This window comes from Rothia sp. CCM 9418 (genome assembly GCF_048512825.1).
GTDB lineage: Bacteria > Actinomycetota > Actinomycetes > Actinomycetales > Micrococcaceae > Rothia.
Window position 1 is genome coordinate 1 of record NZ_JBLXXX010000004.1, and the last position, 18,969, is coordinate 18,969.

Annotated in this window: 19 protein-coding genes and 3 pseudogenes; 12 read left to right on the top strand and 10 right to left on the bottom strand. The window is 48.8% G+C overall.

Features of this window, described 5'->3' with window-relative positions; genetic code table 11:
• Positions 1-826 precede the first annotated feature (826 nt).
• From ACN083_RS06080 to ACN083_RS06095, 4 genes are all read right to left on the bottom strand, one after another.
• Positions 827-1,411 carry a hypothetical protein gene (locus tag ACN083_RS06080; RefSeq protein ID WP_419101947.1) on the bottom strand — a complete coding sequence of 195 codons (585 nt, stop codon included), beginning with the start codon at positions 1,409-1,411 and terminating at the stop codon, positions 827-829.
• Between the two features lie 108 nt (positions 1,412-1,519).
• Positions 1,520-2,125: an ATP-binding cassette domain-containing protein gene (locus ACN083_RS06085; RefSeq protein WP_419101948.1), complete on the bottom strand. Its 606-nt coding sequence runs from the start codon at positions 2,123-2,125 to the stop codon at positions 1,520-1,522.
• Positions 2,118-3,008 (bottom strand): hypothetical protein, encoded by an 891-nt coding sequence (locus ACN083_RS06090; protein ID WP_419101949.1) that lies wholly within the window; start codon positions 3,006-3,008, stop codon positions 2,118-2,120. The genes ACN083_RS06085 and ACN083_RS06090 overlap by 8 nt, the downstream gene beginning before the upstream one ends.
• Positions 3,009-3,870: 862 nt before the next feature.
• On the bottom strand, positions 3,871-4,107 hold the full coding sequence (locus tag ACN083_RS06095) for a hypothetical protein (RefSeq protein WP_419101950.1): 237 nt from the start codon (positions 4,105-4,107) through the stop codon (positions 3,871-3,873).
• A gap of 1,404 nt (positions 4,108-5,511) precedes the next feature.
• On the opposite strand from ACN083_RS06095, the gene ACN083_RS06100 reads away from it, so the two are divergent.
• The 9 genes from ACN083_RS06100 (at position 5,512) to ACN083_RS06140 (ending at position 12,586) form a co-directional block, all read left to right on the top strand.
• On the top strand, positions 5,512-6,183 hold the full coding sequence (locus ACN083_RS06100) for a hypothetical protein (RefSeq protein ID WP_419101951.1): 672 nt from the start codon (positions 5,512-5,514) through the stop codon (positions 6,181-6,183).
• Between the two features lie 341 nt (positions 6,184-6,524).
• Positions 6,525-7,826 (top strand): daptide-type RiPP biosynthesis aminotransferase, encoded by a 1,302-nt coding sequence (mpaD, locus tag ACN083_RS06105; protein WP_419101952.1) that lies wholly within the window; start codon positions 6,525-6,527, stop codon positions 7,824-7,826.
• Positions 7,813-8,982 (top strand): iron-containing alcohol dehydrogenase, encoded by a 1,170-nt coding sequence (locus tag ACN083_RS06110; protein WP_419101953.1) that lies wholly within the window; start codon positions 7,813-7,815, stop codon positions 8,980-8,982. The genes mpaD and ACN083_RS06110 overlap by 14 nt, the downstream gene beginning before the upstream one ends.
• Before the next feature lie 11 nt (positions 8,983-8,993).
• Entirely contained in the window at positions 8,994-9,161 is a 168-nt protein-coding gene (locus ACN083_RS06115) for a hypothetical protein (protein WP_419101954.1), read from the top strand.
• Positions 9,162-9,193: 32 nt separating this feature from the next.
• Positions 9,194-9,352 carry a daptide-type RiPP gene (locus tag ACN083_RS06120; protein ID WP_419101955.1) on the top strand — a complete coding sequence of 53 codons (159 nt, stop codon included), beginning with the start codon at positions 9,194-9,196 and terminating at the stop codon, positions 9,350-9,352.
• A 277-nt stretch (positions 9,353-9,629) separates the two neighbouring features.
• Entirely contained in the window at positions 9,630-10,355 is a 726-nt protein-coding gene (locus tag ACN083_RS06125) for an ABC transporter ATP-binding protein (protein WP_419101956.1), read from the top strand.
• Entirely contained in the window at positions 10,342-11,088 is a 747-nt protein-coding gene (locus ACN083_RS06130; protein ID WP_419101957.1) for a hypothetical protein, read from the top strand. Before ACN083_RS06125 ends, ACN083_RS06130 begins: the two co-directional genes overlap by 14 nt.
• 408 nt (positions 11,089-11,496) lie before the next feature.
• Positions 11,497-11,766, top strand: coding sequence for a hypothetical protein (locus tag ACN083_RS06135; protein ID WP_419101958.1), 270 nt, complete (start codon positions 11,497-11,499; stop codon positions 11,764-11,766).
• A 463-nt stretch (positions 11,767-12,229) separates the two neighbouring features.
• A complete protein-coding gene (locus tag ACN083_RS06140) occupies positions 12,230-12,586 on the top strand; it encodes a hypothetical protein (protein ID WP_419101959.1) in 357 nt (118 codons plus the stop codon).
• A gap of 399 nt (positions 12,587-12,985) precedes the next feature.
• Here the strand turns inward: ACN083_RS06140 and ACN083_RS06145 are convergent.
• The 4 genes and pseudogenes from ACN083_RS06145 to ACN083_RS06160 all read right to left on the bottom strand — a co-directional run bounded on the left by ACN083_RS06145 (position 12,986) and on the right by ACN083_RS06160 (position 15,458).
• A pseudogene (locus ACN083_RS06145) lies at positions 12,986-13,190 on the bottom strand (helix-turn-helix domain-containing protein).
• Positions 13,187-14,839: a DUF2326 domain-containing protein gene (locus ACN083_RS06150; protein ID WP_419101960.1), complete on the bottom strand. Its 1,653-nt coding sequence runs from the start codon at positions 14,837-14,839 to the stop codon at positions 13,187-13,189. The pseudogene ACN083_RS06145 and the gene ACN083_RS06150 overlap by 4 nt, the downstream one beginning before the upstream one ends.
• Positions 14,833-14,916 (bottom strand): ABC-three component system middle component 7, encoded by an 84-nt coding sequence (locus ACN083_RS06155; RefSeq protein WP_419102220.1) that lies wholly within the window; start codon positions 14,914-14,916, stop codon positions 14,833-14,835. Before ACN083_RS06155 ends, ACN083_RS06150 begins: the two co-directional genes overlap by 7 nt.
• A gap of 122 nt (positions 14,917-15,038) precedes the next feature.
• The gene (locus ACN083_RS06160) at positions 15,039-15,458 is read right to left on the bottom strand and encodes an ABC-three component system protein (RefSeq protein ID WP_419102221.1); all 420 of its coding nucleotides are present in this window, start codon (positions 15,456-15,458) and stop codon (positions 15,039-15,041) included.
• Between the two features lie 152 nt (positions 15,459-15,610).
• Between ACN083_RS06160 and ACN083_RS06165 the strand changes: the two genes are divergently transcribed.
• A complete protein-coding gene (locus ACN083_RS06165) occupies positions 15,611-16,441 on the top strand; it encodes a DNA polymerase (RefSeq protein ID WP_419101961.1) in 831 nt (276 codons plus the stop codon).
• Here the strand turns inward: ACN083_RS06165 and ACN083_RS06170 are convergent.
• Together ACN083_RS06170 and ACN083_RS06175 are read right to left on the bottom strand one after the other, a co-directional pair.
• The gene (locus ACN083_RS06170) at positions 16,438-17,184 is read right to left on the bottom strand and encodes an Abi family protein (RefSeq protein ID WP_419101962.1); all 747 of its coding nucleotides are present in this window, start codon (positions 17,182-17,184) and stop codon (positions 16,438-16,440) included. The genes ACN083_RS06165 and ACN083_RS06170 overlap by 4 nt on opposite strands.
• A 349-nt stretch (positions 17,185-17,533) precedes the next feature.
• Positions 17,534-17,680, bottom strand: coding sequence for a hypothetical protein (locus tag ACN083_RS06175; RefSeq protein WP_419101963.1), 147 nt, complete (start codon positions 17,678-17,680; stop codon positions 17,534-17,536).
• Between the two features lie 27 nt (positions 17,681-17,707).
• Between ACN083_RS06175 and ACN083_RS06180 the strand changes: the two are divergent.
• Both ACN083_RS06180 and ACN083_RS06185 read left to right on the top strand, forming a co-directional pair.
• Positions 17,708-18,488 (top strand): annotated as a pseudogene (locus ACN083_RS06180) (phage antirepressor).
• Positions 18,488-18,924: pseudogene (locus tag ACN083_RS06185) on the top strand (DUF4406 domain-containing protein). The pseudogenes ACN083_RS06180 and ACN083_RS06185 overlap by 1 nt, the downstream one beginning before the upstream one ends.
• Positions 18,925-18,969: the final 45 nt, after the last annotated feature.

The window sequence follows — 18,969 nt, forward strand, 5'->3', positions numbered from 1 at the left end:
TACTCCTCAAAGTGTCTCCAACTAATACTCGACAATCAACCTCGACTCTAGCTGTAACCAACAGCCGATAATGAAATAATAGCGCTATCGTTGACAGTGTTAGCATTAAAATCGTTCTATATTCTATAACGTATCTAAAATATCTCATTAAAATATCAGAGTCCGCTGATATTCGTTCAATAAATAGTAATAGTATTAGAAAAGAGAATAAAGAAAAGTATGATAAAAATAATTCAATGCGATTATTTGTTCTTAAAAATGATTTTGACAAAAAATCTGACACTGCTTACTCCAAATAGGCTTATGGCAATAGCTGAAGCTATTCATAGTGTTTACTCCTTCGTAACCAGCTAGAACCAGCCACCCTAATTACAGCCAACTAACCATCACCATTGTCACGATTAGTTGGTCAATTTTAAAGATATTTTTACTATCCTATCCGAATTCTTAGATAAGTAAAGAGTATAGAAGCTATATCGCTATACACCCGCCACCCAAAGCAAAAGACCTTGTTGCCTCAGCGATAGAAGGAGAATACTAGATGGTTAAATATCATGACGAAGATTTAATTTAAGCATTATCTTCTGACAAACAGTCGCAGTCTCTCCTCAACATCTCCGTTATCAGGGCACTGATGTTCTGAAAAACTATAGTTTGTAATCACCATAATCTTTCTTGGCTCAATAGAATCTTGAGGACATGGCTTACTAACTTAACTATCAAGCTTAGCGTCCTGACTAAAATATGGTTCGCCTATACCCGCACGGTGTCTACCATGAAGCATAGACAGGACGGAGGAACAGATAAACCTTCTAATCTAGCTTGCTCAACTTTTAGACAGTGCTAGATGAGCGTGTATCTGACTTGTTAGCAAGAGTATTGCAGAATTAGCCGCGATTGTTAGCACAATAAATGCAACGAGTCTCGGATACACAACCTGCTTCCCTCGTGAAGCAAAAATCGCAAAAACAATCGCTGTTATCACTCCCGATAGCTGTTGAACATACGGCCCATAAGCCATTGGTAGAGCGTCAGTTTTGCCTAGAACAAATAGTGTGAATACTGCGAGTGAAAATGGCATCTGCGCTACTAAAATATATCCCCAACTTTCGCCAATTCTTGGGCGGGGAAGGCCCGTTGATACTGCAAAAAGAATACCCAACGCTATACCTTGGAAAAGAGTCAGTAAAAGAGCCCATCCAGCAGTGATAACACGCAAGAAAACCATAGTCGCACTCAGCGATAAAACTTGTGACCCGCCAAAAGAATTAAGTTGCGTAACGAGCAAATTTTCTACAGTAATAAGGATAGATGCGGTATACACCAGCCCTAAGATAATACGGAGACTTACAGGGATGAGCGTTCGTTGTGATGCATCGGTTTGTTGAGTATGTGACGGTGTCGTTAACATTTTATGGGTCCTTTATCGGTGAAGAAAATAATGATTTCATCTCATCCGGTAACCGTTGCTCTATACAAGTAGAACAACGCTTAATACATTACGAGTAATTTTGCCCAATCATTTTGGAGTGTTTTTCTCTAAGGAAATCAGATGCGGTCCATCAATGTGCAAAATGTGTGTTGCTAGCTCATTCATATCCTGTAAATTATGCGTCGCAAAAAGAATCGACTTTTCTTGACTAATATTCACTAACTGATCTTGAGCGCTCGTACAGGATTCAACGTCCAGCCCATTAAAAGGCTCGTCAAGCAATAGCATCGAAGAGGTAGGTAACGAACAAGCTATTGCAAGTACCAGCCTTTGACGTTGCCCCAAAGATAATGCCCCTAGCTGGGTACTCAACATCTGCTGAGTGATTAGAGGATTTTTTGACAACATCTCACTTTTGAGATGCTTACCCTGCCGAGAAAGCACATCAACTACCTCAGCAACCGTTAACGTGTCGAGAGTTAAATATTCTGTGTCTATATAAGTAGCCGTAAATTGAGGCGAACCAATGAAATGAGCCTGATATACCCTGCCAAGAATTCGTAATAAGGTTGTTTTGCCAACCCCATTACGTCCGGTGACTGCTACGAGACCTCGTTCTGGTAATTGAAACGTAACATCGTCAAATACAACATGATTCCCATACGAAAAAAATAGTTCCTCAATTTTAATCATCTATATCTTGATCCTTTGGTGTGCAAAAAATTGAAAGCAACCACTTATCTGAGTCGAGGTAACGAAGCCACATGAGAACACCAGCCGATACAAGAAATAACAAACTTGCAATAACGACGCTTAAAGAATTCTCGTCTAAGTGAATAGAAGGCGTTACTCCAACAGCGCCCGAAACGGAACACACTATGGCTAGGGCAATACCAGCGCCTAATCCAGAACGAGAAATTATCCCTAATGAATTAAGTGATGACGAAGGTAGAACTACTGTTCGACGCTGAATGGCTATTTCCTCGACAGCTAACTCCAAAAATACAAGAGAAAAAAGCAGAATGATTCCAGAATAGGTACCTTGTAACGCTAAAAAGAGAACCCCTCCAACAAACAGAGGTAATGACAAAAGCACCCAATTAAAACGATAGAATCTCACAATTTTCTCACCAGAAAATTGCAAATCTCGACCAAGTAATAGACCCATGCCTAGTGATTCGGGGTTGGTAAACCGTGCCGCATGTACTCGTAGCAAGAGGCAACCCAACATGATGCCAGTAACAAGAATAAGACCTGTTAAATGTGAAAAGCGGTCACTCATCTGTAAAACAATAGTCACTACCCACGACAGTGCAAGGGATAGACCAACAAGTATTCCAATCTTTTGATGGGTCTTGGTATCTTTCGGTCCCAAACGGTGCTTCCCAAGCCAACTAGCCATAATAGAAGTCGTGATTGCGGCTAATACAGTTAGTAGTCCGGCAAAAAGTGATTGCACTATTGTGAGGGCAAATAACTTGATACCCCACTGGCTCACATCAAAATAATACGTTACTAGCCCAAGAGCAACCGCAACGGTTGTCAGGTTGATGACGCGAACCAATAATGTGCTCATTTTTCGCTCAAAGGCTAGAAGCAGCATTAGCAGTATTACATAAATTGAGACTACCTCGAATAAAATTTCAGTTTGTAGATGTATCGCCTGTTTAATCGTGAATACCACGATAGGAAGAGCCACTAACAGAGACCCCGAACAAAACCCGTATCGGCTAGCTGGAGATAATAAGCTGAGGAAAAGATGATGACGACGCCTATTCTTTGCCTCAACGTTCAGTACAAACAGTACGCACCCCATACAGATTAGTAAGATCATTCCGTTTGCATCGGACGTTTGAAGGTCAAAAATTCGCTGAAGGGGAGGGGCGATAAATGAGCATACTAGACTCGTAGCGATATTTATCCACGAAAAATAAGCAAGCACACGAGAAATTGTGCGTGCATTACGGGTCTCAATCCCAAAAGATTCTAAACGGCTTTGGGTAGCATGCATTACTTTACGCGTCTCGAATAAAAGTGCTACCCGAACGCCGATGAGCAGTGAGCCAGCCCATGACTTCAACGAATACACTCGAACCGCCTATACATTCAGAACAACGCTCACATTGAAGATAAAAACCATAAAAATACCGTCAAATACCCTGTATAAGGATATACACCTACTATCTTAAAAAATTAATGACAGTACCAATAGTAGCTTTAACCCTTGTCTTGGCAATAGTGCTGACCATCAGGAGGAATAGAGAACATGAAACTCAGCTTCTCCAAATTGCTAAATAAAGTGTTTGGGCGTTAACCCCTAAAGGGGTTAACGCCCAAACAGTGCTGACTTATCCAACCTCATGCCAAACCGCTTGAGGCAGTGTCACAAAGCAACAGCATAAAAACCCTGCGCTACTGACGTATGCAGGCAAGTGTAATCAATGCTTGTTCTTATTCCGGTGCTGCATGAAAGCATTCCACCATAACAGCATGGCCAGGCCAACGTATCCTGCAGCAATTTCACCAGCAACGATGAGTAACTTCAGCCATGTTGCCTCGATACTCGCTAATTCGTCCCAGGTGAAAAAGTATGCGACCAGAGCTAGCACTGGGATGCCAAACAGCGCCCAACGCCAGAACTGAGAATCCAAAAGATGTGGCTTCATCTTCTCCATATGCCATCCTCCTGACTAGGCGTGGCAAGAACCGGTAAATTGGTCAGGTGAAACAATAGCCGTGACCGCCACCTTAAACCTTGTAGTCATGAATTACTCCTTAGGTTTTGTGTAGTGCACCATTGCACTATGAAAGAATATTAGCACTCAGTATGTGTCTTTCAGCACATGTAACATTGTTAGTATGAAATGCTCTATAATACCAAAAGCCTGCACTCGTCATACACGCTCCCACTCGCTTCGCCTTCACCTCTGATAGCGCGGTCGAATCCGCCGTAACATGCCCTGCCTTCCATATCTGATAGGTTTGATGGGGATAGAGGCTCGTGCCCAAACATGCATGGGGGTATCCACCACATGGACTGTTTGACTCGCTGACTGAGGCGTACTTGTCTGGAAGGTGTTTTTCTTCGGTTGGGTTGTGCTGGGTCTTGCTTACACTCGACCCTGACCTTTCTCGATTGTTACTATCATCACCTAGAAGACCGCGATAACAAGCAAGAACACCCACTCGGATATTTTGTATCCAAATGGGCGTCTAGATGGATACTTAGACGTCGGATTTGATAAGGGCTCAACTTGCCTTAGATTTTTGGTGATAAGGGGTTTTGTTACTTCCGGGGGCGACCTCTAGAGCTCTGTCCTAAGCGTCCGGTGACCGCCATGGGACTGACTCATACTGAAGGGCTGCGCAGCGGACTGTCTAGGGGGTGCGGATCGCGGTTTGCGTTGGCGTGTATCTCGTGAGGGGGAGCAGCCTCGCTGGGTACCATCTTTAGTAAATAACTTTATGGATTGCATAGTGCATTAGCTTATGACTGCGGAGCTGCGCTGAGAAGGATCGATGTGGGTGGCAAAACGGAGAAGACAACAATTGGCTTCTACAATATGTAGACTTCCTGCATGGTCAGCCCTCGAAGGTCATCACGAAGCTATCCGAAGAAGATGAGGCTGCTTTCATGCTCAAGAACGGCAGACCGATGGCGGTGCTCATCTCGATCGACAGGTGCGAGCGACTAATGAAGGCCGGGATCGGCGTCACCGAGTACTAGAAGGCTTCTACGAGGGATATTTGATGGCAGTGAAAAGACATACTGGATCTACTGGTGGAACACCACACGCCTTAACGAGTCCTTGGATTACGCCGTACCAGGCAGGGGCCTCGCCAGCTAGAATCAAACCCGGATCAACGAGCTGGTCCCATATAAGAAGCGGAACAAAATCCAGTACTCTTCAACCGCTACTGACTAACCCAAAACGACAGTCTATATGACTGTTCAAACTGCTAAATCGATCCGGGAATTGTGTAATCTTGTCAAGCTAATACATAGCTTGACTATCATCTTGTTCATAGGTATAGGTATGATTCTATACAGTTCTCAAATGCAACGATGGAGTTGAATTTTGATACGTAGGAATACTGTTAAATGGGGCTTTGCTAGCTGGGCTAGCGGTTGTCCTCAGGCTCTTGGAATTTCGCGAGTTGTTGTACTTGCCGACGTACATCATCTGCCCATACTGCTCGAAAATAACTACATCAACGACAAGACACTCGTTTTTGCTCCATCCGAGGCACCAAGGGTTGATGTGACGTTTGATGGAGATTTGGAAGCTCCGACCAGTGAGGTGCGCCTCGCGAATAGTTTTACCATCCAATCAACCTCACTCGCACTGGCTGACTTCATGCCAACCATTGGACCCCGGTTGTTGCGAATCGCAACAGAATCAGACCTTGACGTACTGTTAGTTGCTGCTGACGAAGCTTTCCATAACGGTTACTTCAAACCAATACTAGTAGACCCATCTACGATCATTGCGAACGAAACAGCCTTCGGGCTTTGGCGGGGTCAGGGAACACCCAATGAGCGTCTATGGATTGCTTCTGACGGGACTGTGCGGGTGAGTGCTGATGGCACTCCGCTCGGGAGTGTACGTCAACAATTTAGCCATATTAAGAAGTCATATGCCGAATTGCATAGCCCAATATCAGGTTGCCCAGCAGCTCTCGAAATCGTATCGGCTAACAAGGGTTGCCAAGAAGCTATCGAGAGTAGACCTTGGTTGAAAACTTCCTGAATGTGGCAGGCATGTGGCGTTCACTCCTAGCTAGAGGAATTGAACCCGTGAGAGCTTCAGGATTTGGTGGCGTTCACGACCTGGAATCCTCGATGCAGTGGGGACGCACTGACTACGGCATCTTGTGGAGTGCTGAAAACGCGTACATAGGTACAGGATCACTTGGCTCGATTATCAAAATCTCACGTGAGGCTGCCCGTGTATTAGAAACAGTGCGGATGCTAAACGGAGATTCCCTGAATGATCTGGACCCAACCATCCGCAGCCACGTAGAAAAATTGGAACGAAAGTTAGGTGTTCACATCCTACCAAGTAGCTCATTAGTGAGAGGGGAGTAGGAAATGACGGCAAATCCAAGTAGCGCGCTCTTGGCAAACCTTCTAGCTCCCGTAGATCGTAATCGCCCAGAACACATCGCCATGAGTGCTCAAGGTCATCACGTGACATATGAGGATGGAAGTGTCAAGCTTTGCGCAACAAGTGGGTTATGGAATGTACCACTGGGATACGGTAACCGCAACATCGCAGATGCGATACATCGGGCGGCTATTGATGCTTCATACCTCAGCACGTTTCGTGCCGAACATACGTATGCTCGACAAGCCGCTGACGCACTGGTTACGTTCAGTGGACTGGATAATGCGTATACGAGGGTGTACTTCTCCACAAGTGGTGCTTCTGCGAACGATCTCGCGATGAAGATCATTCGTATATATCAACTTGTAAATGGCAACACGAACAAGGCGAATATCGTTTCCCTTCACGATAGTTATCATGGATTGTCTTTCGGTGCTTTCGCATTGACAGGTCAAGATCTCGGTCAAGCCATGTATGGAGTAGATCAAAGGAATATTCGGCATGTTCGCGTAAACGACGTGAATCAGCTGCGACAGTTATTCGACATCGAAGGAGAACGTATCGGTGGCATCATTCTTGAGCCGGTCCTTGGAAACGGATGCCAGGTTATTGAACCAGATTTCTTGCGTGCAGTCTTCACCTTACGTTCCCGCTACGGCTTCTTAATTATTGCCGATGAGGTCGCCACTGGCTTTTGGCGCACAGGAGTAGATTTTGCGAGTAATCAGTGGGAGGAGAAGCCCGATGTGCTTTTACTTTCGAAGGCGCTGACAAACGGGACACTTGCAGCTTCTGCGATTTTGTTGAGCAAGAATACTTCGGAAGTGCTCGATACGGTGACAATCGCCCATGGGGAAACTCAGGCCGGTTCACCAATTGTAAGTGCAGCAATCCTAGCGACATTGCAGGAACTCTCTGCGTTTGAAACGGATACACGTGTTAAACAATTAGAAATTAGACTGACAAGTGCACTCGAAACTCTCCGGGAAAGCAATGAGCTGATCACCGAAATAGGTGGCGTAGGCGCAATGCGGTCAATTAGCTGTGTAACTCCGAATGGTCATCCGCTGAATGGCGAACAGGTTCAACGTCTAGTCAGGTTAATCAAGACCGAGGGAGTCATAGTATATCCAGGAGTTTCCGGTATTCAAGTATTTCCGGCTTATACCTACACGACAACAGATCTCGAGTTTATGACGGAACAAATCGACGCAGGGCTCGAAGCGTTTTCGCAGACATTTCAAGATGAATCAAAGCTAAAGGGGGTGTCTAATGCTTCCCATTAACACTCAAACTGTGCTTGTCGCTGGGATGTCAGATCTCCGTAGGTGGATCCATGGCTATAACAGTGACTTTTTAGATATCGTCCTTGATTCATCCATCTTGGAAGGCTCAGTGACGGAAAGATTCATTAATTCTTTGGGACATTCTGTTGGTGACACTCGTGTGATCACGTATCGCAGTGGAAGACTCGACGGTCATCTCCGAACTGGTTCTTTTGTAATCGTTGTTGGAGGAGGCTCCTGCCTCGATGACGTGAAGCTCCGTGTCTATTTGAACTCCCTTGGACTTACGGAGTTGCCTAATCTAAATGCGCGGTGTGGGTTTCTCCTTCTTCCTGAGCTACAACACCGTGCCCACCTTCTAGCGGCAATCCCGACGACTCTCGGGACTGGAAGCGAAGTAAGCCAAGTTGCGGTGGCGAAGAAGCCGGGAGATCGAAAGCTTGTCTTGGGGGCAGGGCTTGCACCTACGGTCGCGTGGCATAATACGGATTTCTTGCAATCGCTCCCTTTGAATATCCTCCATGAAGGTGTTCTGGAAATCTTTGCTCGTCTCCTTGGAACATTTATCGCACCGCAAGACGATACGCATCAGCCTGAAGATGCAGTGGTTCGGGGATACGTGCACTGCATGGCTCCAGCACTAATGGACGGTGACCGACTCAAAGACTCTCGTTGGCAAGAGAACTTACTCAGAATTGGCGCACGTTCTCATCAATCAGGTGTGACGTACAAACGCCCACCTTTTGGAGTTAAGTGGTGGCCAATCGTCAACGAGATTTGCGCACTGACAGGGGAGCGTAAAATCCCTGTTCTGTCGTTGATCCTTCCCCAAATACTTCTTCGGATCCTAGAAGGTGATGATCGTTGGGGAAGTGCGGTACGCCTGAGATCCATTTGGAGCTCGTTTGCAGAGAACGCCGGGCGGGATGTACCTGAAGACCCAGTGGCAGGTGTTGCTTCCCTACTTGCTGACAACGTTCAGCACTCAGATCATCAATCTTTATGCATTCCCATGCTTGTGCAGAGAATAATGCGAGCATGGGGTGAAAGGCTACCGATGTTTCGTGGATTCGAGGGCAATGAGCTTGAGAACCTTCTTGAAGCTGCATTAGTACCGTCCCATGCTGTATCGGTAGCTAGTCAAGGTAATAATTGAAAGGAGGGGAAATGAAAAACCAGCTAGAACTTCTGGAACTCGATATGCAGGAGCTTGAGCCTATGGACGCTCCGTTCTGGGCAACTGCAGCAAGTGTTGTATCGGGAATCTCTGCAGTGTCTGGCACGGCATACACCGTGTTTAAGTCACTCGTTGCGGTGCCGATCATTGCGACCTAAATTCTTCCAAATTACCGAAAGGAGTACATACCATGGAACCTTTTGAAATCCGAGCACTACCAGAATTGGAAATGCAGGAACTTGAGGCCATGGACGCACCCGGTTGGTGGACTGGTTTCCAAAAGGGCGTCGAAATTACCGTCGCGACACTGGTCTTCTCGGCTGCGACAGCTGCCTCCGCAGCAACCTAATCCCAAACGATCCATTACTGACTAGTAATGCTAATTGGCTATGTGAACCTGAGCATTCAGGTTCACATAGCCACCCAGAGGACGTGATACACGTGAATAAGAAGAACAATGGTAGTGCCAAGGTGACGTGGGTCCTCATTGCCCTGCTCGCCGCAATCTTTGTCATCGTTACATTTGTCGATGAGAGGTTTAAGTCGGGCTCCCTCTACGTCGCACTCATAGCCACTCTAGCTGCCTTGGCTTTTATTGGCTTTCAAAATCGCCGGGATCGATAGTTATGGCAGAGGCGGCAATCGAGTTTCGAGGATTTTCAAAGTCTTTTGGATCAGTAACAGCTGTTGAGGATGTATCGTTCTCTGTCGAACCAGGTCGGGTCGTAGGGCTCTTAGGAGAAAATGGGGCTGGTAAAACGACATGCATACGTGGACTCCTTGGCCTTCTTGAATCGGACGCAGGCGACGCACTTATTTTCGGTAAACCGTTCAGCACCCGTCGCGAGAGAAATATTGTAGGAACTTCAATCGACGGCATAGGGTTCACTCCTGGTGCGACTGTCAGACGTGAACTTATGATATGGGCTCATGCACATAATGTCAGTCGCGAGAGAGTCGATACTGTGTTGGAACAAGTGAGCCTTACCGATGCCGAAAACCGTAGCGTCCAGAAGCTCTCCCAAGGTATGAAACAAAGGCTCGCCCTCGCGACGGCCCTGTTGCCCGATCCTGATATTTTGCTTCTTGACGAACCAACAAATGGTCTTGATCCAACTGGAATTCGTTGGCTGAGAACGCTTTTGCGCAATTTTGTTGCAGCGGGGAAAACAGTTCTGCTTTCTAGTCATTTGCTCAACGAAGTTGAGCAAACTGTTGATGATGTAGTCATCTTAAAACGAACTGTGAAGTTCACTGGTTCCCTGAGTAATTTTACAGAGAACGGACATTTTAGATTAGAGGATAAGTTCTTTGAACTGATGGGAACCGAGGGACTGAATGATGCTAGGTAACCGATTTCGCTCAGACCTCCTGAAAGCATTTACCGGGAAGCCGTTCTGGGTCCTTATAGCAATTGGTCTCGGTCTAACCGTACTTTTTGCCTTTGGATTCGCAGAATCGTTGGTGGATCCTGCCTTACCTCAAGTTTCATCGGAGGAAGGGAGTGCCACGATCCTTCGCTCATTCTTCGCGATGACTATCTGTGCTGCCTGGATGGGCGCTTTGATTATCACCCGCGAATATGGAACTGGGACTATTGCTCGGACGGCTATAATCTCTCCCACTAGAACAAGTGTTGTGGGAATGAAGACACTTACTGCAACAATTGTCGGCGCAATCTTGGGCGCCGTAGCGGTGATTGTCGCAATCCCAGTATCAATGCTCCTTGTCGAATCAAAAGGATTTGAGTTTGTGTGGACGAGTGACGTCGTTACTATCGCGATCGGTGTTTTTGTGTCGACACTACTTTCTTCTTTGTGGGGGCTGTACATAGGTTTCATAACCCGTAATTCCGTTACCGCTATCTCCGTCATTGCACTCGTTACGTGGATGATCGAACCCGCAATTCAACGATTTGCACCAGAAATATCTGGGTATCTGTTCACTCTTGCCACAACGGGGGTAGTGCTGGACCCTCACGATGAATTACTCAGTGTCGGCGCATCATATCTTGTTCTCATTGTTTGGCTGGTAGCACTTGGGCTGGTCTCGACTGTGCTGTTCCGTCGGAAAGACATTGCGTAAGGACTGCATGCGTATGAAGAACACGGGATTTAACGACAGCTGGCCCACAAAAATCCTCCTAGGATTTCAGACGCGGTTGTTCTCCACGAGCCCCATCAAGATGACGAATCGTGGATCCTTCAAGCTGGTAGTCGGCGTTATATCCGGATCCAACCTGAACTTGCGCGACTCATTCAGTCGCTCACTGGAGAGCGCAGCGTTGAAGAGCTTTCTAGAACTCTAGGCGGGGTGTGGACTCCAGCAAATATCGAAGCTGCACTCGAGAAGCTTCACGGAATGAATCTGTTGTACACAGGGGAATCAAAAAGGAATAGCCGGCGCTTTCGATTCGAGGGACTCCACCGAATTCAGTTTACTCTTCTAGAAACTCCCCAGTTGTTTGAGAAGTTGAGGCCCTTTGCGAGATCGGTGGTATCCAAGCCAAGTCAAATTATCTGGGCAACCATTTGCGCGGTTGGTGTTCTCGCATTGCTCGGAAACTTCCAAACATTAATTGATGCAGTCGCGACTCCTGTTGATTTTCGAACTTACCTTATTGTTGGACTCGCATCCTTGTCCATTATGTTCTTACATGAGTTTGCGCATGGACTAGTTCTTACTGGATTCGGAGGATACCCCCAACAGCGTCGGAGTCATGCTTTTCTACTTTACTCCAGCTTTTTATTGCGACATCAGTGATGATTGGCGGCTTAGGAATAATAATCGACGCGTCGCTGTCGCATTGGCAGGGATTATCTTTCAGCTCGGTGTTGCTGGTATATCGTGCATCATAGCGCTCTTTCCCATTAGCTATGAAGTGTCTAAGGGTCTCCTCTTATTTGCAACGCTGAACTACGTTTCGTGCATAGTTAATGCGCTCCCGTTTATCAAGCTTGACGGCTATCTAGCTCTGATGACTTATCTAGACCGCCCATTCTTGCGAGAGAACTCTATGAAGCTCGCACGTACCTGGCTCTCTCGAGTATTCTTTGGTATTAGAAGACCTCAAACCGACTTCGAACCAAAGGTTATACTGTTCGGATTGCTCTCCATGATGACGCCGATAGTTATTGTAGCTACTCTCATAAAGATCGATCGAGACAATCCGACTCGAGCATTGGAAGGATTGAGCTTCACTCACGTATTTGACCCATTTGTCGATATGAATCTTCCACTGGGGGCCGAGATTCTAGAGTTGGGTGGCACCTACACGACGTGCGGATTCTTGAACCAACATCCAGAATTGTATGGCGAGTCGACCAAGAAGCTAGGACTCGGTGTTCAGGTCGGGTTGCAGAACGTCATCATCAAGAATTTACGAATTCAGGGAAATTGTCTCGGCTTTCGCTCAGACCTTGAACGAGCTCTCAATATAGCGACAATTCATGGAGCTCCATTCCCTGTTGAACGCGAGTTTTCTTTTGCCGATATTGAAGGATTCATCAATGAGAGTTTCTTCGACAGATCGAAGCTTGGAAAAGTCGTCATGCGAATGCGTCAGCCTGAGCCAGCTGAGTAGTATCTTGAGGTACTGAGTGAGGTCTGTACAGATGATCACTCGTCGCAGGTAGTAGTCTCATCATGAGTGCGCTAGGAGCGAGTAGTTGGTACTGTGATTATGGAACTGTGGTATTGCTAGCTTCCGGGTATTCCGTACCGCAGCGGGGATCTTAACTATTGGTGACTGGCTGAGCTTGTGTGGGGTGTTGCCGTATATCGTAGTCACCGAGTTCGACGCATTGGCCAGTGCTGGATTTGCTAACGAGTGACGTCCTATCCATTAGCCGACCCATGTCATCTAGGTTAAAATGCGGTTGACCTTTAAGGGCGCTATAACTAGTCTGAAGGATACCAATCTGCGTCTCGATGTTTGATCTGGGGTTCCTGAATCTCCGCTCTTCACTTTTGAGCGGTGCAACTACTCGTTGACGCTCTCAAATAGTTCCTCTACTTTGCATTCCAAGACGGTTGCGATTTTCATCAGGACGTCCATGCGCACGGGTTCGTTTTTTGCCGAGTTTGGCGAGTGAGTTACTGCTGATTCCTGCTGCTTCGCGGAGTTGGACTTTGTTCATGTTCTTGTCAATGAGGATCTTCCAGAGTTTGTTGTATCGGATTTTCATGGGCGTTCCTTTCGACTCCACTTTTCACCGAAGAGAGCTTGTTCATTATTGTCGAGCTTGAGTACCATCGTGGCCGTGAGAATAGCTTGAGCCTCGGGTGTGCATTCGCTGGTTTTGTCTACGGAGATGAAGATCTGTTTCTCGATTTGACCGTTGTAGACGCGCACAAGGTTGGACAGGTCGGGTCTGGGCATTGAATCGAACACAATCGAGTCGTGAGCGACTGCGGGTAGCACTGTGTTTTGCATGACCGCGAGGTCGTAGATGACCATGCTGCGATGGTTTGTTCCCGTGCCTTTATCCTTCGGTGTCTCAAAGGTATAGCTGTTGTAGGCGTTGAGTGTGAGTTTGGGAGCGTTGTATTCACCGCCGGTAATTTCATCGTTGATTAGCTCCATCTGGGTATTGATGGCAATCTCAATATCGGTGAGGACGTTCTCGATTTGTTCGTGGTAGCGATTGCTGGCTTGCTTTTTCTCGTTCTGGAGGCGGTTGCGGGTGTCAAATGCCTCATTCTCGTCTTTGAGCTTATTGATCCTGCGATCCAGAGACGTGTAGGCATCGAGGAACTCGTCTGTGAAAGCTTTCGATGTCGGGATCGAGTCCATGTATGAAAAGAGGTCGCGTTCGGCTACTTCAAATTCCTCGATTTGTCGCTCGACCTCGATTTTGGCTTCCTCGAGCTCTTCGCTGAGGATGGTCTGGATCTTGGTGTGGAATTTTTCAATGTCGACGAGTTTTTCGAGGTAGGCGTTAGGAAAGAACTCGTGGAGTGCGGCTAGGTCGGCTTCTGTGGGGTATGCGCCATGGCGGAGGTTGAGATCCAATAGGTGGAGCTCGTCCTTCTTAGCCTTGATTGCGCGTCGTATGTCAGTCAGCTGGAGTTTGAGGGTATTGCGTTCATTAGCGTTTTCAACTTCGGCAGGATCAACTGAGGTTTCAGTGGATTGGGCGAGTTTGTTCCGTTCGTGTTCGAGCTTGGCAATCTCGACGATGTTTGCCTTGTATTTAGTGAGCCCGTCGACAGCAGAGGGGATGAACTCGTAGCGGCGAGCCGCACGGAAAGCACTTATCCGTTCATCGGCGTTTTGGAGTTGGTTCTTAAACTCTTCGATGGATTTATAGTACTTGAACAAAGCGATTAGGATGTTGATCGCGTCGCGTTGGGATTCTTCACCGCTCCGTGTTTGGAGGGGTTTGAGTTCGTTGTGGTTGGTCTTGCCGTAGATGCGGAAGAAGCGACTGAGTGTGTTACGGAAGGACACTCCTGGCAGATCCATCCCGTATTGCTGGGCGAGCCAGGTGGTGAACTGCCTAATCTCCCATGGCTGCGCGATGATGTTTCGGTTTTCGTTAACGACAAGCACTGTCTTTGCATCATCAGAACGCCGGGCGAAGCGATATTCGATGCCGCCGAATTGGAATGTGAAGTAGATGGTGTGGGGGTCGAGTTCTTTAACAGCGTCACTGTCAACGTAGGAGTTGCCGCCAAAGACAAAGTCGATGATGAGCATCATAGTGGATTTGCCGATGGATCCTGCTTCTCCTTTGATCGAGCCAAGGATTGTATTGAGCCCCATGTGAAACGTGATGGGTGGGCGTGGCTGGCCATCAACCTTAAACAGGTCACAACTGATTTCTTTCAGCATCGGTATAGAATCCCTTCATCGCTGAGGTCGATGCGTCCGAGAGCGTACAGGCAGTCCAGTGCATCGATCAGCTTGATCGGATCGGTCCGGGGCTGGAACCAGGTGGAGCGCTACTTGCTTGGGTGTCATCGGCTCATCGAGAAGCCTCAAGATCTCAGGCAGTAGCGGCACTGCTGTGGCTTGGTAGGAGAACAATTTGTTAGGAAGCAGCATCGAACACCTCGCATGACTGGACAAAGTAGGACACCACGTAGGCGCAGTAACGCTGGTCTTGTTTCGTGATCTGGATCAGTCGATCAGTGAGGTCGCTGTGGATGCGCATTTTGGGGTAACCCTTGTCGATGAGTTTGCGCGCCAAGGCTTTGATTTGTGCACGCAACAGCGTGTCGTCGAAGGTTTTCAAACGGACTTCTTCTTGCATCTGCTGTTCGATAAACCTGTAGAAGCGGGTAACATGCGTCACGACTTCGTCGTAGATGAAGAAGTCCGTGTGTTCGTCAATCTTGTCCTTGACCGCGACTGGTTCGAACTCCAGCGGCTCGAAGTCGGTGTACTTGGCATTGCCGAGCTTTTCTATGACTTTGGTGATGCCGCGTTCAATATCGACGGTAGAGAGCAGTTGCCGGGCGTTTCGCCGGAAGACTTATCCAGGTTCAAAACCTGCCCCGCAACTACCTGCCTGACCTCACCCAAGCACGCAACCTCATACGCTCCGGTGATTTTGAGGCGCTCGAGCTGCTCTACGAGTCAGTGCCAGATACCTTGTCCCAGTTGATCCGCACCGCATTCATACCCGACAGCGGCTACCGGTTTGTGGTAGCGGACTTTAGTGCGATCGAGGCCAGGGTGATTGCCTGGCTCGCCGGCGAAGAGACCACCCTCGAGGCCTTCCGTGACGGTAAGGACCTGTATTGCGAGACCGCATCACGCATGTTCGGCGTGCCAGTCGAAAAACACGGGGCGAATAGTGAACTGCGGCAGAAAGGCAAAATTGCGGTGCTCGCCTGCGGATACCAAGGCGGTATCGGCGCGCTCAAAGCCATGGGAGCACTACGCATGGGATTAACCGAATCCGAACTACAACCCCTGGTGGATGCTTGGCGGGCTGCCAACCCTAATATCGTCCAGCTGTGGGCAGACATCAACACCGCCACCATCGAAACAGTATCAATTCGCCAGCCCACCCAGGTAGGGCCACTAACCTTCAGCCTCGAGTCAGGAATCCTCTTCATCCAACTCCCACCTGGCAGGCGGCTAGCCTGCGTGAAGCCTCGCCTGGGCGAGAACCGGTTCGGAGGAACCAGCATTATTTACGACGGCATCACCACCAGTAGAAAATGGGGCACCCTAGAAACCTACGGTGGGAAACTCACCGAGAACATTGTCCAAGCTATCGCCCGTGACCTCCTCGTCTACGCCATGGCCAAGGTTGCTGATGCTGGGAATCGGATCGTGATGCACGTCCACGACGAAATCATTGTTGAAACCACCACTGGCACCGTGGACGAGATCTGTGCCCTCATGAGTCAAACCCCACCCTGGGCCAAGAACCTACCCCTGGATGCCGACGGATATGAATGCGACTTCTATATGAAGGACTAGCTGCGCCAGAGTGGGAGCTCTTGCCAGTTCGATGGGAATCCCATCTCCTCGAGGGTGTGGCCCTGTAACGGCAGGTACTCGGTTTCGATGAGGTGACATACCTTGTGGGGCCAGGATGTGCCTGGGGAGATGGTTGTGAGCATGAATGCCATCACGAGCAGCGCCCCGTAGAGCCGATCGCTTTGCCCGCGAGGGAGAGACGAGAGTTTTTCAATAGTGAGGAAGGCATTGGATGAGGCGGGTGTCAGGTATCTGTTCCATACGCGTCCGTGGTGTGCGCAGGTGTTTCGAAGAACAGTGAACTGTTCCAGCCAGCGCGCCAGTGGGTCTTGACGGTAGTAGGCCCGCTTCTGTTTCGCGTTCAAACGCTCTGCATCGACGGTGAATCCATAGCTTTCAGAAATGGCTCGCTGGTCATCAAGCAGCAAGCCGTCGTACAACTGGGAGATGTCCGAGAAGTCGAGGACATCCGCGAGCACCCAAAATGGATAGTCGTCATAGTTGGCCGCATAGTGGGCAATGGCATGGTTACGTTTACGCGCACGCTCAACTCGGCCCTGAGCTGTGCGAAGCCACGACTCGTGGTCGAAGTCATCACGGAAAAGTGAGGCGTCTTTGTAGGACAGCGCCCCTTTGGCGACTAGGAGTTCGCCGATACGAGCTCGCATAGCGACCTCGATCCGTTCCATTCCGTCGTGGATAAGGGTTCTCAACTTTCGATCAAACTCATAGAGAGCAGTCACCTGAATGAAAGTTGTCCCCGGAATAAATATGTCTAGCCGTTTCGGCTGCCTTGGATCGGAAGAATTCGATACGTGTACCAGTAGCCGGAGAGACGGTAGTAAGAAACACTGGTGAGCCACTGTCTAGCAAGGGACTCATCTACGTCCATGCCTCGGGATCTCAGGATCTCCAGCTGCTGATCGAGCGTCGTCGGCTGTTTGACTGTACCCACGCGCTCACTTCCCCTGGTGTAGATAGAAATCCAGCCCGTCTGCGACCCGATGGGTCGTAGCGGGCTGAACGATTACCTCAAGACTACCACAGTGAGAGCGAAAAATCACTAGTCACGCACAAAGGACAAGACGACCCCTAGTTGGCAACAGCAAGTACCACAGCCCCCGCTCCGAGAACGGCAGTGGGAAACGCCACACGGCTCTTTGCTGTCAGATGGCTTAACACTTTCACGTTGGTCGGCAGTGGGGTGAGGGCAATAGGTTCCATCACGGTGGTGGGCATTGAACGGCTCTCAGAAAGGAGCCTGTTATGGCTACTAGCACTGTCCAGGCATTCACTAACGATATGTTCGGCACTATTCGCACCGTTGAGGAAACGGGAAGGGTTTTGTTTTGTGGTCGTGATGTGGCCACGGCACTAGGGTATGCCAACACGAAAGATGCACTGGCGCGTCATTGTAAGGGGGTCGCAAAACACTACCCCCCTTCAAACCCCTGGCGGCACACAACATGCCCGTTTTATCACCGAGGGCGACCTTTACCGGCTGATCGCAGCGTCGAAACTCCCCGCCGCAGCGCGGTTTGAGTCATGGGTGTTCGACGAAGTCTTACCATCGATCCGCCGACACGGCATGTACGCGATCGATGAACTACTGGCTAACGATGAATTCCTCGAACGAGCCATCGTCCAGCTACGCACAGAACGCACCAAGCGTCTGGCCGCCGAGCAGGCGCTAGCAGAGGCTAAACCCAAGCTGACCTATTACGACCAAGTCCTTAAAGCTACTCGAGCGGTTGCGATTAGCTGTATCGCTAAGGATTACGGGATGAGCGCGCAGGAGTTCAATCAGCTCCTGGCTGATCTACACGTTCAATACAAGCGAGATGGCCAATGGTTGCTCTACGCCGAACACGCCGGTCATGGTTACACCAAATCAGAAACAGGCACTGCCAAGAACGGCTACTTGTGGATGCATACCAAATGGACCCAGAAAGGTCGCTTGTTCATTTACGACCTGCTCAAAAACTCTCGCGGCCTGCTACCCGTGATCGAACGCGAGGAACACGAGTATGAAGGGCAGGCAGAGTAATGGATTCGAGTGTGATTGATGTGGGGGTGCCGCGTAAGAACCGTGAGGGCTATGCGGACCCGACCATGTACCAAGCATTGAAGCAAGTCCAGCGCGCCGAGTACGGATACCGGCCCCTGGTCTACATTTGCTCACCCTACGCCGGCGATACCGAAACCAATATCGAGATTGCTCGAGAGTTTTGCGCTGTGGCAGTCAAGCAGCGTGTCATCCCGTTGGCTCCGCACCTGTTGTTCCCACAGTTCATGAACGACCAGGACCCGGATGCGCGCGAGCTTGCGATGTTTTTAACCGGGTTTTGCTATCCAAATGCGAACAAATCTGGGTCTACAGCCCCCAGGTCAGTCCCGGCATGCGAGTCGAGATCGCATGGGCGCAGCATTTGGAGATTCCGATCAGGTTCTTCAATGAAGGATTTGAGGAGGTTATGGCGTGAAACCAATGACCATGTACACCGCGGGCGTTGCCGGCCAGCAAACCA